Below are 16,280 nucleotides of genomic sequence, written 5' to 3'. Positions count from 1 at the left end.
CGGCCCCGCGGCCGGGGTGCGCGGGCGCCGGCGGAGCTCGGGCCCGCGGGGCGGCAGCGGAGGCCTCAGGAGGCGCGCAGGGGCTCCGCGGCGGGTGCGGCGGCGGGCTCCAGCGCCTCGCCCAGGGCGCGGGCCACCAGGGCCACGGTGGGCTCGCGCAGCACCGACAGGTGCTCCCCGGGCACGCCCACGCTGCTCCACGGCCCGCTCAGGTGCGCGGCCCAGCCGCGGCGCGCCACCGCGTCCGGGTCGTCCTCGGCGAGCACGACGAGCGTGCGGCCCGGGTACGGGGTGGTGCGGTACCAGCGCTGCAGGAAGATGCCCTGGCGGTAGTAGCGCTCGTAGCGGTCGCGGCCGCGGGGCAGGTCCAGGCCCGTGGTGCCCAGGGCCACCGCGCCGCGCAGCAGGCCGAGCGGTCCAGGGGACAGGGCCGGCGGCATGACCGACGGGTCCGGCGGGTAGGAGTCCAGCAGCGCGAGGAGCTCGACCTCCTCGCCGGCGGCGCGCAGCTGCTGGGCCATCTCCAGGGCCACCAGGCCGCCCAGGGAGAACCCGGCGATCCGGTACGGCCCGTGCGGCTGCACCGAGCGCACCGAGCGCACGTTCCGCCGCGCCAGGGCGCGCACCGACCAGTCCGGGCGCGCCCGGTTCTCCAGGCCGTTGGCCTGCAGCCCCCACACCGGCACCCCGGGCGGCACCCGGTCGGCCAGCGCCCGGAAGCTCAGCGCGGTCCCGCCGGCCCCGGCCACGCAGAACAGCGGCGCGGCGCCGCCCCCGCGGCGCAGCGCCACCAGCGTGGTGGAGGTGCGCCGGCGGTCCTGCTGCAGCGCCGCGGCGAGCTCGCGCGGCGTGGGGCACGCCACCAGGTCGGCGGTGGACAACCGGTCGGCGTCCAGGCCGAGCTCGGCGGTCACCGTGGCGATGAGCGCCTCGGCGGCCAGCGAGTCCCCGCCGGCGCGGAAGAAGTCGGCGTCCACGCCCAGGTGGGGCACGTCCAGCGCCCGCTCGAACATGCGGGTCAGGACGTTCTCGAAGTCGTTGACGGGTTCCTCGCTGCCCGTGGCGTCGGGGACGGCGGGCAGCTGCGAGCGGTCCAGCTTCCCGCGCTCGGTGCGCGGCAGCGCGTGCAGGAACTCCACGTGCTCGGGGACCATGTGCGCCGGCAGGTTCTCGCGCACCAGGGCGCGCACCGCCGAGGCACTGGGGCGGTCGCCCGACCACACGACGAACGCGACCAGCCGCACCCGGCCCGTGCGCGGGGACGGCTGGCCCACCACCACGGCCTCGCGCACCTGCGGCTGGGCGAACAGCAGCGCCTCCACCTCGCCGGGTTCCACCAGCAGCCCGCGCACCTTGACGCTGTGGTCGCTGCGCCCCAGCAGGCGCAGGCACCCGTCCTCGCCGAGGACGCCGACGTCGCTGGTGAGGAAGGAGCGGGTGCCGTCGGGGTTCTCGCTGAACACCTCGGCCGTGCGCTCGGGCGCTCCCCAGTAGCTGCACGTCAGCCACGGGGAGGTGACCACGACGCGCCCGGTGCCGTGCGCGCGGCGCTCGCCGTCCTCGCCGAGCACCTCGAAGCGGGCACCGGGCACCGCGTGCCCCACGGGGGTGGCGCCCTCGGGGGAGGGGTCCTGCGGGTCGATGCGGAGCTCGGCCATCAGCCACGTCTCGGTGGAGCCGTAGCGGTTGCGCAGCACGCACCGCGGGCCCACGGCCGCGCGCACGGTGCGCAGCTCCGCGCCGTGGACGGTCTCCCCCGCCATCGTGACGCTGACCAGGCCGTCCATGCGCTCGCCGGGCGCCAGCGCCGCCATCGCCCCGCGCAGGATCGCCGGCGAGGCGTGCAGGACGTCGACGCCGACCTCGCGCATCCAGCCGGGCAGCTCGGCCACCGAGCGCCGCCGCGGGTCGAACAGCTCCTGGCGGGCCCCGGAGAGCAGGCACGCCAGGGTGACGCCGATGCCGGCGCTGAAACCCATCGGCAGCAGGTGGGCCACGACGTTGCCCGCCCCGTAGCAGCCGGTGCCCACGGAGTTCACCCAGGCGTCGTGCAGGATCGAGCGGTGGTCGCAGGCCACGCCCTTGGGGGCGCCGGTGGAGCCGGAGGTGTAGACGATGACCGCGGTGTCCTCGGGGCGCGCGGCGGTGGCGAGCAGCTCGCGCGCGGCCTCGCGGTGGTCGCCGCCAGCGTGCCGGCCCGCGTCCGGGTCCAGCACCGTGGCGACGAGCTCGGCGGCGGTGCCGGCGCGGGCGGCGTCGCTGACGCAGATCGAGGCGCCGGCGGACTCCACGTAGTGCCGCAGGCGCGCCGCGGGGGTGGTGGGGTCCAGGACGACGACGGGGCTGCCGGCGGCGACGACGCCGACGACGGCGGCCACGGCGCCGACGTCGTGACCGCGCAGCACCGCGACGGGGCGCCCGGCGGAGCCGGCCCCCAGCACCGCGGCGCGCACGCGGGCGGCGCGCAGCAGCAGGTCGGTGCCGCTCAGCCGCCGCTCGCCGTCGGCGGCCAGGACGCGGTCCGCGGCGTCGAGCGCGACCTCCACGATGCGCGGCAGCAGCGTGCCCGCGGCGTGCCCCTCCGAGATCGGCGCAACCATTCGACTACTCCCCGTTACGTTTTCGCGGCCGCTCCCCCCGCGGCCAGGAGCGCACGATAACGGCTGCGGGCCGGTGCGGCCCGCCGTTCCGGGCACGGCGGGCGCCGACCGCCCTGTCGGCGGTCCGGGCACCACGGGGCGTCAGCAACGGTGGACCCCGCGTGGAGCGCGCGGGGTCCTCGGCGGGGTGCGCGGCGGGGTCCCGGGGGCTCGCGGGGGCCCGCGGGGGCCCGCTGCGGCGGCGCTCAGGCCGCGTCGCCGCGCGCGACCAGCTCGCGCGCCAGCTGCCGGTACGCCTCGGCCCCCGGGTGGTTGCCCGCGTAGACGGTGATCGGCTCGGCCGCCACGGTCGCGTCCGGGAACTTCACCGTCCGCCCGATGACCGTGTGGAAGACGTCGTCGCCGAACGCCTCGACCACGCGCGAGACGACCTCGCGGCTGTGCAGCGTGCGCCCGTCGTACATCGTCGCCAGGATGCCGTCGATCTCCAGGACCGGGTTCAGCCGCTCCTGCACCTTCTCGATGGTCTCCACCAGCAGCGCCACGCCGCGCAGCGCGAAGAACTCGCACTCCAGCGGGATCACCACCCCGTGCGCGGCCGTGAGCGCGTTCACGGTGAGCAGCCCCAGGGAGGGCTGGCAGTCGATGAGCACGACGTCGTAGTCGCCCAGCACCGGCCGCAGCGCCCGCGCCAGCACGCTCTCGCGCGCCACCTCGCCCACCAGCTGCACCTCGGCCGCCGACAGGTCGATGTTCGCGGGCAGCAGGTCCAGCCCCTCCAGCCCCGTCTCGCGGATCACCTCGCGCACGTCCGTGCCCGGCTCCATCAGCAGCTGGTAGACCGTGCGGTCCAGCTCGTGGGAGTTCACCCCCAGGCCCGCGGACAGCGCCCCCTGCGGGTCGAAGTCGACCAGCAGGACGCGGCGGCCGTACTCGGCCAGCGCCGCGCCCAGGTTGATGGCCGTGGTGGTCTTGCCCACCCCGCCCTTCTGGTTGCACATCGCGATGACCCTCGCGGGACCGTGCTGCTGCAGCGCGGACGGCACCGGGAAGTCGGGCACCGGGCGGCCCGTGGGCCCGGCCTGCGGGCCCAGCTCCATCGCGCCCTGCACCTCGCGCGCCGGCTCACCCGCGGCCGGGGCCTGCCCGGGCGCCGCGGACGGCGGCCAGGGCGAGGGCTCCGCGGCGGGCGCGGTGCCCGGCTGCTCGCGCTGGTCGGGGTGCCCGGGCTGCGGCGGCGTCCCCGTCGGCGCACCCGCCGCACCGGGCACCGGCGGGATCGAGGGGGCGGACGTCGGGAACTCGCTGGTCACTGGCGTGCCACATCCTCGGGCGTTCTCGGGCGGTGCCCCGCGCCCCGCTTCCGCGGTCGCGCAGGTGCGCTGGCGCGGTCGACCTTAGTCCGCCCGCCGCGGTGCGCGCTGGGCCCGGGGGTCCGCTCCGGCGCCGACGGCGCGCAGCGGGTCCACCGCCGCCCGCTCGGGCACGTGCCCGGGCAGCTGCTCGAGCACCTGCCCGGGCACCTGCTCGGGCACCTGCGCGTAGACCTGGGTCGTGGCCACCGAGGCGTGGCCGAGCAGCTCCTGCACCGCCCGCACGTCGGCGCCGGCGCCCAGCAGGTGCGCCGCGAAGGAGTGCCGCAGCGTGTGCGGGGAGACGGCCCGGGTGAGGCCGGCCCGCCCCGCGGCCGCCTGCAGCACCGCCCACGCGCTCTGCCGCGACAGGCGCGCCCCGCGCGTGTTGAGGAACAGCGCCGCGGTGCCCGCACCGGGCGGGGCCAGCTGCGGACGCGCGCGCAGCAGGTACTGCTCCAGGGCCCGCCCGGCGCGCTCGCCCAGCGGCACCACCCGCTCCCTGGCGCTGCCGCCGCGCAGGCGCACCGCGCCGGCGCGCCCGGGCGGCCGGGCGGGCACGTCGTCCAGGTCCAGGCCCACCGCCTCGCCGATGCGCGCGCCGCTGCCGTACAGCAGCTCCAGCAGCGCGCGGTCGCGCAGCGCCACCGGGGAGCCGCCCTGGCCGGCCACCTCCAGCAGCCGGGTGACCTCCTCCACCGTCAGCGCCACCGGCAGCCGCCGCGGCGGTGTCGGCGGCCGCACCAGGGAGGCCGGGTCCGCGCCGCTGCGCCCCCGGGCGTGCAGGAAGCGGTGCCAGCCGCGCACCGCCGAGGCGGTGCGCGCCGCCGAGCTGGCCGTCAGGGGCGCTCCGCCGTCGGCGCCGCTGCGCAGGCCCGCCACGAAGGCGCTCACCGTCGCCTCGTCCACGGCCGCGGGCTCGTCCACCCCGCGCGCGGTGAGGAAGCGCAGGTAGCGGTGCAGGTCGCGCCGGTAGGCGCCCAGCGTGTTCTGCGACAGCTCCCGCTCCACCCGCAGGTGGGCCAGGTAGTCGTGCAGCGCCCCCACCAGCGGACCCCCGGGCTCCCGCACGCCGGCGGGGGTCGCGGAGGTCACGGGCGGCACCCTGGTGACACTAGGGCAGCGCACCGCGCCGGGCGGGCAGCGACGCGTCGGGCCGGGCGCCCGCCCCGCCGGGGCGGGCGCCGCTCACCTCAGCGCCGCAGCACGCCCTCCGGCCAGGGCTCCTCCGCCGGGCGCAGCGTCGACCAGCCCGCCGCGCGCGCGGCGTGCACCGCCAGCACGCCGACGACCGTGCCCGGGTTGTGCAGGCGCCCCTCCAGCACGGCGCGCACCGCCTCGTCCAGCGGCAGGCGCACCGGCACCATGTCCCGCTCCTCGTCCTCGCGGTCGTGCCGCTCGGCCGCGGGCACCGCCGACAGCCCGCGCGCCAGGTAGATGCGGTTGGCCTCGCTGGAGCCGCCCGGGGAGTTGAACCAGTCCACGACCACGGCCCACTCGGCCGCCACCAGGTCCGCCTCCTCGGCGAGCTCGCGCCGGGCGGCCGTCAGCGGCGCCTCGCCCTCGACGTCCAGCAGGCCCGCGGGCAGCTCCCACAGCTCCCGGCGCACCGGGTGGCGGTACTGCTTGAGCAGCAGCACGTTCTCCTCGCCGTCCAGGGCGAGCACCGTCACCGCGCCGGGGTGGCGCTGCACGTCGCGGGTGACGGTGGACACCTCCCCGCCGGCGCCGGGCAGCTCCACCTCCTCGCGCACCACGTCCCACACGCGGCCGGTGAACGCCACCTCGGTGGAGCGCAGGGTGCGCTGCACCCGCGCGTCGGCGACCTGCTCGCCGGTCACCACCGGCACCCGGAGCTCCTCGGGGAAGCCGCTCACGAGGTCACCTCCGACAGCTCGGCCGGCTCGCCGGCGCCCGCGGTGCGCGCCTCGGCGTGCTCCTCGGAGGGCTCCGGCTCCACGTCCAGCAGCTGCTCCTCGCGCTGGCGCTGCAGGGCCGCCGCCACCAGACCGGAGAACAGCGGGTGCGAGCGCGTCGGGCGGGACTTGAACTCCGGGTGCGCCTGGGTGGCCACGTAGTACGGGTGCACCTCCTCGGGCAGCTCCACGAACTCCACGAGCTCCCGGTCCGGGGACAGGCCCGAGAACCGCAGGCCCGCCCGCTCCAGCTGGTCGCGGTAGGAGTTGTTCACCTCGTACCGGTGCCGGTGCCGCTCGGAGATGCGCTCGCTGCCGTAGGCGCCCGCCACCACCGAGCCCGGCTGCAGCACCGCCTCGTAGGAGCCCAGGCGCATCGTGCCGCCCATGTCGCCGGCACCGGCGACGATGTGCTTCTGCTCGGCCATCGTGGCGATGACCGGGTGCTCGGCGTCCGGCTCGAACTCCGTGGAGCTGGCCCCGGTCAGGCCGGCGACGTTGCGGGCGTACTCGATCACCATGCACTGCAGGCCCAGGCACAGCCCCAGCGTCGGCACGCCGTTCTCGCGCGCCCAGCGCAGCGCGCCGAGCTTGCCCTCGATGCCGCGCACGCCGAAACCGCCCGGCACGCAGACCGCGTCGACGTCGCGCAGGTGCCGGCGCGCGCCCTCGGGGGTGGCGCACTCGTCGGCGGCGACCCAGCGGATGTCCACCTTGGCGTCCTCGGCGAAACCCCCGGCGCGCAGCGCCTCGGTCACCGACAGGTACGCGTCGGGCAGGTCGATGTACTTGCCCACCAGGGCGATCTCGACCCGGCGGCGCGGGGAGTGCACCCGGCGCAGCAGCTCGTCCCAGGTGGTCCAGTCCACGTCGCGGAACGACAGGTTCAGCTTGCGCACCAGGTACGCGTCCAGGCCCTCGCGGTGCAGGACCTTGGGGATGTCGTAGATCGAGGGCGCGTCGATGGCCGCCACGACGGCCTCGTCGTCCACGTCGCACATCGAGGCGATCTTGCGCTTGACGCCCTCGGGGATCTCCCGGTCCGAGCGGCACACGATCGCGTCGGGCTGGATGCCGATGCTGCGCAGCGCGGCCACGGAGTGCTGCGTGGGCTTGGTCTTCAGCTCGCCGCTGGGCCCGATGTACGGCACCAGCGAGACGTGCACGAAGAACACGTTGTCGCGGCCCAGGCGCTGGCGGACCTGGCGGGCGGCCTCCAGGAACGGCTGGGACTCGATGTCGCCGACGGTGCCGCCGACCTCGGTGATGATGATGTCGATGTCCTCGCGGGCCTGCGCGCGCATCCGGTCGACGATCTCGTTGGTGATGTGCGGGATGACCTGCACGGTGTCGCCCAGGTACTCCCCGCGCCGCTCCTTGGCGATGACGGAGGAGTACACCTGCCCGGTCGTGACGTTCGCCGAGGCGTCGAAGCGCACGTCCAGGAAGCGCTCGTAGTGGCCGATGTCCAGGTCCGTCTCGGCGCCGTCGTCGGTGACGAAGACCTCGCCGTGCTGGAACGGGTTCATCGTGCCGGGGTCGACGTTCAAGTATGGGTCGAGCTTCTGCATCGCCACCCGCAGACCGCGGGCGCGGAGGAGGCGACCGAGGCTGGAGGCCGTCAGACCCTTCCCGAGGGAGGAGGCCACCCCCCCGGTGACGAAGACGTGCTGGGTGCGGGACTCGGGGTTGCTGCGGTTCGCCACGGACTTCGAGGTTACCCCACGCCGGGGACCCCGGCGGTCGCGCGCCGGCGGCGGGCGTCCCGGGCCCGCCGGTGCTCGCGCACGACCTGCGCCAGCGCGTCCGCCGCCACGGGCAGCCGGGCGGCGCGCTCGCGCGCCAGCGCCGCCCGGCGCGCGCGCAGGTCCGGGTCCGCCAGCAGCGCGTCCAGGGCCGCGGCCAGCGCCGCGGCGTCGCCCACCGGCACCAGCAGCGCGGCGGTGCCGGTGACCTCCGCGGTGCCGCCGGCGTCGGTGGCCACCACCGGCACGCCCGCGCGCAGGGCCTCCTGCAGGAAGACCGGCTGCCCCTCCCAGGTGCTGGCGCTGACGGCGACGTCGGCCGAGGCCAGCAGGCCGGGCACGTCGTCGCGCGCGCCGAGCAGCCGCACCGGCAGCCCCTCGGCCGCCACCCGGGCCGCCAGCGCCGCCCGCAGCGGCCCGTCGCCGGCCACGACGACCCGCGCGGGGCGCCGCAGCAGCACGGCGGCGTCCAGCAGCACGTCCAGGCCCTTCTGCGGGGCCAGCCGGGCCACGGCGAGCACCACCGGCTCCCCCGGCGGCAGGACCGGCTCGCCCGGCGGCAGCACCGGTGCGGGCACCAGCGCGCGCACGGCGCGGCGCGCCCCGGCCGCCCGGGCCTGCTGCAGCAGGTCGCCGGAGACGGCCAGCACGACGTCCGCGGCGCGGCACACCGCGTCCTGCACCGCCCGGCCCAGCCGCGCCCGCGCTCCCGCGCCCAGCACCGCGTTGTGCAGGGTCACCACCAGCGGCGGGCGCGGGCGCAGCGAGCGGACCGCCAGGGCGGCCACCAGGCCCGCGCGCACGCCGTGGGCGTGCACCACCGCCCCGCGCGCGGAGGGGGCGCGCAGGGCGGTGCGCAGGCGCAGCGCCGCGCGCGCGTCGCGCACCGGGTCCAGCGAGGCCCCCACCTCCACGGCCGTGGTCGCCGCGGCGAACGCGAAGCGCCGCAGCGTCTGCGCCGGGGCCGCCACGTGCACCACGTGGCCCCGGCCCGCCAGCCCCTCGCACAGCTGCGCGACGTGCCGGCCCACCCCGCCGGCGCTCGTGCCGAGCACGAGCACCACCGGCCCGCGCTCCCCGTCCCGCCCGTCCACCCGGACCCCCTCCACCGTCGTCGACCCTCCCGAACCGTCGCGCCCGAACCGTGGCGCCCCGAACCTTCGCGGCCGCGCTCAGGGGCGCCGCCGGGGGCGCCCGCCGGCGCCCCTCAGCGGGTCACCAGATGCGCACCCGCTCGGCCTCGTCCATCCACAGCCCGTCGCCCGGGCGGACGCCGAACGCGTCGTGGAACTCCTGCAGGTTGCGCACCACCGCGTTGCAGCGGAACTCCGGCGGGGAGTGCGGGTCGATCGCCAGCCGGCGGGCCACCTCGGCGGGGCGGACCTTGCCGCACCACACCCGCGCCCAGCCGAAGAAGAGCCGCTGGCTGCCCGTCAGGCCGTCCACGACGGGCGCCTCGGCCCCGCCCAGGGAGATCTCGTACGCCTTGTGCGCGATCGTCAGGCCGCCCAGGTCGCCGATGTTCTCACCCACGGTCAGGGCGCCGTTGACGTGCTGGCCGGGCGTCTCCGGCGGCTCCAGCGCGTCGTACTGGGCGATCAGGGCCGCGGTGCGCTGGCCGAACTCCTCGCGGTCGGCGTCGGTCCACCAGTCGCGCAGGTTGCCGTCGCCGTCGTACTTGGCGCCCTGGTCGTCGAAGCCGTGGCCGATCTCGTGGCCGATCACGGCGCCGATGCCGCCGTAGTTCTCGGCGTCGTCGGCGTCCAGGGAGAAGAACGGCGGGCGCAGGATCGCCGCGGGGAAGACGATCTCGTTCATGCCCGGGTTGTAGTAGGCGTTGACCGTCTGCGGGGTCATGAACCACTCCGAGCGGTCCACCGGGGCGCCCAGCTTGGCCAGCTCCCGGTCCACCTCGAAGGCGAAGGCGCGCCGCACGTTGCCCAGCAGGTCGCCGCGCTCGACGCTCAGCGCCGAGTAGTCCCGCCAGCGCTCGGGGTGGCCGATCTTGGGCGTGAACTTGCCCAGCTTCTCCAGCGCGCGGTCCTTGGTCTCGCGCGTCATCCAGTCCAGGGCCTCGATGTCCTGGCGGTACGCCTCGACGAGGTTGGCGACCAGCTCCTCCATGCGCGCCTTGGCCGCCGGCGGGAAGTGCTCGGCGACGTACAGCTCGCCCAGCGCCTCGCCCAGGGCGCCCTCCACCAGGCCCACGCCGCGCTTCCAGCGCTCGCGCAGCTGCGGGGCCCCGGTCAGCGTCGTGCCGTAGAAGGCGAAGTTCTCCGCCACCAGCTCCTCGTGCAGGTACGGGGCCGCCTGGTGCAGCACCCGCCAGCCCAGCCACTCGCGCCAGGTGGACACCGGTGTGCCCGCCAGCACCTCCGCCAGGCCCTGCAGGTAGCTGGGCTGGCGCACCACGACCTCGGCCAGGGCCGAGTCCGGCAGGCCGGCCGCGGCCGTCCACGCGCCCAGGTCCACGCCCGGCAGCAGCGCCGCCAGCCCGGCGCGGTCCAGCTTGTTGTAGGTGGCGTTGGCGTCGCGGTTGCGCACCCGGTCCCAGTGGTGGGCGGCCAGGGCGGTCTCCAGCTCCAGCACCCGCCGGGCGCTGCCCGCGGGGTCCGGGCGCCCGCCGATCGTCAGCACCCGCTCCACGTGCGCGACGTACGCCTCGCGCAGCTGCGCGTGCTGCTCCTCGCGGTAGTACGACTCGTCGGGCAGGCCCAGGCCGGACTGGGTGACGTAGACGACGTAGGTGTCCGAGCGGGCGTTGTCGGTGTCCACCCAGTAGGCGAAGGGGCCGCCCACGCCCAGGCGCTCGAAGCGGCCCAGCAGCCGCACCAGGGCCTCGACGCCGTCGACGGCGTCCACGGCGGCCAGCTCGCCGGCCACCGGGGTCGTGCCCAGCTCCTCGACGCGGGCGGTGTCCATGAACGAGGCGAACAGGTCGCCGATCTTCTGCTGCACGCTGCCGGCGGGGGCCGAGCCGTCCGCCGCGGCGGCCGCGGCGGCCTCCACGAGGGCCCGGCACTGCGCCTCGGACTCGTCGCGCAGGCGCACGAAGGCGCCGTCCACGGCGCGGTCGTCGGGGATCTCGGACGTCGCCAGCCAGCGGCCGTTGACGTGGCGGAAGAGGTCGTCCTGCGGGCGGACGGAGGGGTCCAGGTCGTCCACCGCGGAGCGCTGGTCCGTGATCGAGCTCATGGCGCGAGCCTAGGCCCGGAGCGCTGCGCGCGCCCCGGGCCCGGGCGCCGCGTCGGGCACCGCGTCAGGCGGTGCGCAGCGCGGCGGCGCGGCGGTCGGCGACCGCCACCGCCGTGGTCAGCACCAGCGCCAGGGCGGTGGCCACCGCGATCACCAGCGCCATCGCGTGCTCGTCGCCGCCCAGCACGCCGGTCAGGACGCCGACGAGCCCGCCCACGCCCGACTGCAGGGCGGTCACCAGGGCCGCGGCCGCGCCGGCGCTGGCGCCGTACGGCTCCAGGGCCATCGTCACCGCGTTGGGCATGATCAGGCCCAGCGTCAGCAGCAGCAGCCACAGCGGCACCACGAAGGCCAGCAGCTGCTCGGCGCCGGAGAGCACGACCGCGCCCAGCACCAGCGAGAGCACCAGCGCCGCGGTGACCCCGACGCGCAGCAGGGCCGGGGAGCCGAAGCGCTGCACGAGCGCGGCGTTGACCTGGCTGCCGCCGACGAGGGCGACGCCCATGACGGCGAAGAGGACCGCGAACTGCGTGGTGCTCAGCCCGAACTCCTCCTGGAAGACGAACGGGGAGGTCGCCACGTAGCTCATGACCACCGACATCGCCAGGCCCGGCACGACCGCCAGGGCCATGAAGCGGCGGTCGCGCACCAGCGCGCCGTAGCCGCTGAAGCTGCGCAGCACGCGCCCGCCGCGGCGGCGGGTGACCGGCACCGCGGGCCCGGTGGCGCGCGAGGCCTGCGCGGGCACCTCGGCGGCCAGCTCCGGGCGCGTCTCGGGCAGCTTGCGCCACACGGCCAGCAGCACCAGCACGCCCACGCCGGCCAGGATCGCCAGCACCGGCCGCCAGCCGGTGCGCTCGGCGATCGCGCCGCCGATCGTGGGGGCGAACAGCGGCGCGACGCCGATGACGAGGATCAGGCGGGACATCAGGCGCGCGGCCCTGGGCCCGGTGAACAGGTCGCGGATGATCGCCATGCCGACGACCGACCCGGCGGCCGCGCCCATCCCCGACAGGAAGCGGGCGGCGACCAGGGAGGGCAGGTCCGGGGCCACCGCGCACAGCAGGGCGGCCACCACGTACACGCCGAAGCCCACCACGGCGGGCTTGCGGCGCCCGTAGGCGTCGCTGAGCGGACCGCTGATGAGCTGCCCCAGGGCGGAGCCGACGAGCACCCCGGTGATGGTGAGCTGGGCGTTGGCGGCGGTGGTGCCGAGGTCGGCGGCCACCTCCGGCAGCGAGGGCAGGTACAGGTCGATGGTGACCGCGCCGAGGGCGGCCATGACGCCGAGCAGCAGCACCAGCCCGAAGGTGGAGGTGCTGCGGGAGGAGGAGGTCTTCGGTGGGGAGGTGGGCAGCGCGGTCATCGCGGGAGCGGTCCTCGGGAGCCTGGTGAGGTGGTGCGCCGCGCGCCGTCGAGCGGTGCAGGACGGGGCGGGGCGCCGACCGTCCCCTCCACCCTAGGGCGGTCGGCGCTCCGCGTCTCCCCCGTTACGCGCCGCGACTGATCCGGTTCAGCCCACCGCTCAGCCGCGCGGCGGCTCCGGCGGCTTCGGGCCGGCCTTGACGGGGAAGTCGCCGGTCCAGCCCATGCGCTCCTCCGCGGCGGCCAGCACGCGACCGCGCACGCCGAACCACCCCAGCACCAGCAGCGGGACGATGACGCCCAGGGCGTAGACGGTGGGCCGGCTGTCCTCGTCGTAGGCCATGACGGCCAGCACGGCCACGAGGAAGGCCAGCACGAGGTAGCCGGTGAACGGCGCGCCGAAGAGCCGGTAGTCCGGGCGGGTGACGACGCCCCGCTTCGACCAGCGGTGCAGCTTCAGCTGGCACAGCACGATCGTGCCCCAGCTGGCGACGATGCCCAGCGCGGAGGCGTTGAGGACGATCTCGAAGGCGCGGCCCGGGGCGACGTAGTTCAGGAGCACGCCCAGCACCGCCACGCAGCCGGTGATCGCGATGCCGCCGAAGGGCACGCCCCCCTTGTTCAGCTTCGCGGCGAAGCGCGGCGCGGAGCCGTTCATCGCCATCGAGCGCACGATGCGGCCGGTGGAGTACAGGCCCGCGTTCAGGCTGGACAGCGCCGAGGTGAGCACGACGAAGTTCATGACGTCGCCGGCGCCGGGCACGCCGATGCGCGAGAAGAAGGTGACGAAGGGGCTCTCGTCGGCGGAGTAGGCGCTGTACGGTAGCAGCAGGGCCAGCAGCACCAGCGAGCCGCAGTAGAAGACGACGATGCGCACGATGACCGTGTTGATGGCGCGCGGCATGATCTTCTCGGGGTTCTCGGTCTCCCCCGCCGCGGTGCCCACGAGCTCCACGGCGGCGTAGGCGAAGACCACGCCGGAGACCACCACGACCAGCGGCACGGCGCCGGTGGGGAACCAGCCGCCGTTCTCGGCGACCACCGACAGGCCCGTCGGGCGCCCCTGCACGGGGAAGCGCCCGGCGAGGAAGACGATCCCGACCAGCAGGAAGGCGGTCAGGGCGACGACCTTGATCAGGGCGAACCAGAACTCCATCTCGCCGAAGATCCGCACCGAGACCAGGTTCAGGCCCAGCACCACGACCAGGGCGATCAGCGCCAGCAGCCACTGCGGGGCGGCGGAGAAGGTGTCCCAGTAGTGCACGTAGGTGGCGATGGCGGTGATGTCGACGATCGCCGTCATCGCCCAGTTGAACCAGTACATCCACCCGGCCACGAAGGCGGCCTTCTCGCCGTAGAACTCGCGCGCGTAGGAGACGAAGGAGCCCGAGGAGGGCCGGTGCAGCACCAGCTCGCCCAGCGCGCGCAGGATGAGGAAGACGAAGAAGCCGCAGACGCCGTAGACGAGGAAGAGCCCGGGCCCGGCGCTGACCAGGCGGCCGCCGGCCCCGAGGAAGAGGCCGGTGCCGATGGCGCCGCCGATGGCGATCATCTGGAGCTGGCGGTTCTTCAGGCCCTTGTGCAGGCCCCCCTCCTCGTGCGAGAAGTCGCGCGGGGCGGTGCCCCCCGGGCCCGTGGTGCGCTCTGCCGACATGGCGGTCCTCCCGATCGGGGTCGTGCGGAGGATGCTTCCACCGCGCAACGACCCGTGCGAACCCCGGGGGGCGCCGGGCCCCGGCCGCGGGCGGCTCAGCCCTCGGCGGCGGAGCACCCGCCCGCCGGGACCGGCACGCCGGCGGCGGTGCCCGCGCGGCGCGCGGAGCGGGCGGCGCGGGCGGTGAGCACCAGCGCGGCCGCGCCCAGCAGCACCACCAGGGCGGCGTAGCCCTCGGCGACCGCGCGCAGCCCCAGGTGCGGGGTCAGCAGGCCCCCGACGACGGAGGGCACCCCGAACGCCAGGTAGCACATGACGTAGACGGCGGCCAGGACCCCGGCGCGCTCGGACGCCGGGGCGGTGGCCACGACCGCGCGCAGCCCGCCCTGGAAGGCGGCGCCGAAGCCGACGCCGGAGACGACCGAGGCGGTGAAGAACAGCGGCGTGGACGCCTGCTGCAGCGCCAGCACCAGCAGCGCCGGGCCGACCAGGAAGGCGCCCGCGCCCGCGGCGGCCACCCGGCGCGCCGGCAGGGAGCGCGTGAGCACGCCCACCAGGGCGCCGGTGCCGGTGAGGCTGGCGACGACGAGGCCGCCCACGAGGTGGTCGCCGCGGCCCAGCACGCCGGCGGCGATGGAGGGGCCCAGGCCCAGGAACAGCCCGCCCAGGGCCCAGCTGCCCGTGAGGGCCGGGGCCATCGCGGTCAGCACCGGGCGCACCGGGGCGGGCACGTGCACCGAGGGCACCAGGGACGCGCGGGCGCCGGGCACGCGCGGGGCCGGCTCGGGCGCGGCCAGCAGCGCCACCGCGCACAGCGCCAGCAGGACCGCGGCCACCGCGTAGACCAGGCGGGTGGGGGCGGGGGCGTACTGCACGAGCAGGCCGGAGCCCAGGCCGCCGACCATGAGGCCGAAGGGCGGCACCGCGCCGTTGAGGGTCTGCGCCAGGGCGCCGCGGCGCCCGGCCAGGTCGAGCATCCACGCCCCCAGGGCGCCGATCGCGGCGCCGGTGCCCACGCCCTGCAGGGCGCGGGCGGCCACCAGCCAGGCGGCGGAGTCCGCCAGCAGGAACCCGGCCAGCGCGGCCAGGACCCCGCCCAGGCCCGCGACGACGACGGCGCGGCGGCCCAGGTGGTCGGACAGCGAGCCGACGGTGAGCAGCGCGAGCAGCAGGGTGCCGGCGTAGACGGCGAAGACGACGGTGACGGTCGTCGCGCTCAGCCCCCACTCCTGCTGGTACACCGGGAAGATCGGCGAGGGCGCCGAGGAGGCGGAGACCAGCACGGCCAGGGTGGCGGCGACCAGCCAGAACGCGGCGCGCTCGGGCAGCAGCGGCGAGCGGCGCGGGCGGGGGGAGTCGGGCACGGGTCTCCTCGGTGTCGGCGCGGGCGGGGGCACCGGGGACCGTTCGCCGGCACGATCGTCAAGCAGGTTGCCCCGGGACCTTGTTCCCGCGCGGCCCGCGCGCCACCCGCCGGGGCGCGCGGACACCGCCCGCCGGGTGGCCCGCCGGGCGCGCGGGTAGCGTCCCGGCCAGGAGCACGGGGCGGCGCGCGACGCGCCGCGCGAGGCGGAGCAGCGGGAGGACACCGATGGGCGTGACCCTGGCCAAGGGCGGCAACGTGTCGCTGACGAAGGTGGCGCCGGACCTCAGGCAGGCCGCCGTCGGCCTGGGCTGGGACGTGCGCACCACCACCGGCGTGGACTTCGACCTCGACGCCAGCGCGCTGCTGCTCGGCGCCGGCGGCAAGGTCCTCTCCGACGCCCACTTCGTCTTCTACAACCAGCTCACCAGCCCCGAGGGGGCCGTGCGGCACACCGGAGACAACCGCACCGGCGAGGGCGAGGGCGACGACGAGGTCGTCGAGGTCGACCTGCCGGACGTGCCCGTGCAGTGCCAGCGGATCGTCTTCGCCGTCTCCATCCACGAGGCCGAGGCCCGCCGGCAGAGCTTCGGGCAGGTGCACGGGGCCTTCATCCGCCTCGTGGACCGCGCCACCGGCGAGGAGGTCGTGCGCTTCGACCTGTCCGAGGACGCCTCCACCGAGACCGCGATGGTCTTCGGCGAGGTGTACCGGCGCGACGCGGAGTGGAAGTTCCGCGCCGTCGGGCAGGGCTACGCCGACGGCCTGCGCGGCATCGCGCTGGACTTCGGCGTGGCGGTGGACTGAGCGCCCGGCCCGCGCGCGCCGGGCGTGCCGCGCTCGCCGACGAGGTCCGGCAGCTCGATGCCCAGGCCGGTGCGCGGCGCGCCCGCCGGGCGCGCGCCCGGGCGCGAGCGGGCGCAGGTGCGGCCCACCAGGGCGGCGACGAGCAGGATGACGACGAGGGACACCAGAACGGTCACGACGACCTCCTCGCGGACGCGGGGGGGGGGGGGGGGGGGGGGGGGGGGGGGGGGGGGGGGGGGGGGGGGGGGGGGGGGGGCGGGGGGGGGGGGCGCGCGGCCGGGGG

Annotated in this window: 12 protein-coding genes; 1 reads left to right on the top strand and 11 read right to left on the bottom strand. The window is 76.7% G+C overall.

Annotation, left to right across the window (positions count from 1 at the left end):
* Nucleotides 1-65: 65 nt before the first annotated feature.
* The 10 genes from ACRYR7_RS05975 to ACRYR7_RS05930 form a co-directional block, all read right to left on the bottom strand.
* On the bottom strand, nt 66-2,600 hold the full coding sequence (locus ACRYR7_RS05975; RefSeq protein ID WP_432571158.1) for an AMP-binding protein: 2,535 nt from the start codon (nt 2,598-2,600) through the stop codon (nt 66-68).
* A 245-nt stretch (nt 2,601-2,845) separates the two neighbouring features.
* Nucleotides 2,846-3,700 carry a ParA family protein gene (locus ACRYR7_RS05970; protein ID WP_432571196.1) on the bottom strand — a complete coding sequence of 285 codons (855 nt, stop codon included), beginning with the start codon at nt 3,698-3,700 and terminating at the stop codon, nt 2,846-2,848.
* A 297-nt stretch (nt 3,701-3,997) separates the two neighbouring features.
* Nucleotides 3,998-5,047, bottom strand: coding sequence for a tyrosine recombinase (locus ACRYR7_RS05965; RefSeq protein WP_432571157.1), 1,050 nt, complete (start codon nt 5,045-5,047; stop codon nt 3,998-4,000).
* 98 nt (nt 5,048-5,145) lie between these two features.
* Nucleotides 5,146-5,829 carry an NUDIX domain-containing protein gene (locus tag ACRYR7_RS05960; RefSeq protein WP_432571156.1) on the bottom strand — a complete coding sequence of 228 codons (684 nt, stop codon included), beginning with the start codon at nt 5,827-5,829 and terminating at the stop codon, nt 5,146-5,148.
* On the bottom strand, nt 5,826-7,574 hold the full coding sequence (locus tag ACRYR7_RS05955) for a CTP synthase (RefSeq protein WP_432571154.1): 1,749 nt from the start codon (nt 7,572-7,574) through the stop codon (nt 5,826-5,828). Before ACRYR7_RS05955 ends, ACRYR7_RS05960 begins: the two co-directional genes overlap by 4 nt.
* Before the next feature lie 11 nt (nt 7,575-7,585).
* Nucleotides 7,586-8,707, bottom strand: coding sequence for a glycosyltransferase family 4 protein (locus tag ACRYR7_RS05950; RefSeq protein ID WP_432571153.1), 1,122 nt, complete (start codon nt 8,705-8,707; stop codon nt 7,586-7,588).
* A gap of 121 nt (nt 8,708-8,828) precedes the next feature.
* The gene (locus ACRYR7_RS05945) at nt 8,829-10,808 is read right to left on the bottom strand and encodes a M13 family metallopeptidase (protein ID WP_432571152.1); all 1,980 of its coding nucleotides are present in this window, start codon (nt 10,806-10,808) and stop codon (nt 8,829-8,831) included.
* Nucleotides 10,809-10,872: 64 nt separating this feature from the next.
* Nucleotides 10,873-12,174, bottom strand: a complete 1,302-nt coding sequence (locus tag ACRYR7_RS05940) for a multidrug effflux MFS transporter (RefSeq protein WP_432571151.1) — start codon at nt 12,172-12,174, stop codon at nt 10,873-10,875.
* 159 nt (nt 12,175-12,333) lie between these two features.
* A complete protein-coding gene (locus tag ACRYR7_RS05935; protein ID WP_432571150.1) occupies nt 12,334-13,827 on the bottom strand; it encodes an amino acid permease in 1,494 nt (497 codons plus the stop codon).
* Nucleotides 13,828-13,922: 95 nt separating this feature from the next.
* Complete coding sequence (locus ACRYR7_RS05930) at nt 13,923-15,191, bottom strand: MFS transporter (protein ID WP_432571149.1); 1,269 nt, start codon at nt 15,189-15,191, stop codon at nt 13,923-13,925.
* A 227-nt stretch (nt 15,192-15,418) separates the two neighbouring features.
* On the opposite strand from ACRYR7_RS05930, the gene ACRYR7_RS05925 reads away from it, so the two are divergent.
* Nucleotides 15,419-15,997, top strand: coding sequence for a TerD family protein (locus ACRYR7_RS05925; protein ID WP_432571148.1), 579 nt, complete (start codon nt 15,419-15,421; stop codon nt 15,995-15,997).
* Here the strand turns inward: ACRYR7_RS05925 and ACRYR7_RS05920 are convergent.
* On the bottom strand, nt 15,943-16,173 hold the full coding sequence (locus ACRYR7_RS05920) for a hypothetical protein (RefSeq protein ID WP_432571147.1): 231 nt from the start codon (nt 16,171-16,173) through the stop codon (nt 15,943-15,945). The genes ACRYR7_RS05925 and ACRYR7_RS05920 overlap by 55 nt on opposite strands.
* Between the last annotated feature and the right edge of the window lie 107 nt (nt 16,174-16,280).

Origin of the sequence: Kineococcus gurbantunggutensis (genome assembly GCF_050871925.1) — a bacterium.
In the GTDB taxonomy this organism is placed as follows: domain Bacteria; phylum Actinomycetota; class Actinomycetes; order Actinomycetales; family Kineococcaceae; genus Kineococcus.
This window is presented reverse-complemented; position numbering and strand designations above follow the sequence as displayed.

Excerpts from the sequence above, each read along its gene's own strand:
- ACRYR7_RS05925 (WP_432571148.1), top strand. The coding sequence starts at position 15,419 with ATGGGCGTGACCCTGGCCAAGGGCGGCAACGTGTCGCTGACGAAGGTG.
- ACRYR7_RS05945 (WP_432571152.1), bottom strand. The coding sequence starts at position 10,808 with ATGAGCTCGATCACGGACCAGCGCTCCGCGGTGGACGACCTGGACCCC.
- ACRYR7_RS05935 (WP_432571150.1), bottom strand. The coding sequence starts at position 13,827 with ATGTCGGCAGAGCGCACCACGGGCCCGGGGGGCACCGCCCCGCGCGAC.
- ACRYR7_RS05940 (WP_432571151.1), bottom strand. The coding sequence starts at position 12,174 with ATGACCGCGCTGCCCACCTCCCCACCGAAGACCTCCTCCTCCCGCAGC.
- ACRYR7_RS05970 (WP_432571196.1), bottom strand. The coding sequence starts at position 3,700 with ATGGAGCTGGGCCCGCAGGCCGGGCCCACGGGCCGCCCGGTGCCCGAC.
- ACRYR7_RS05975 (WP_432571158.1), bottom strand. The coding sequence starts at position 2,600 with ATGGTTGCGCCGATCTCGGAGGGGCACGCCGCGGGCACGCTGCTGCCG.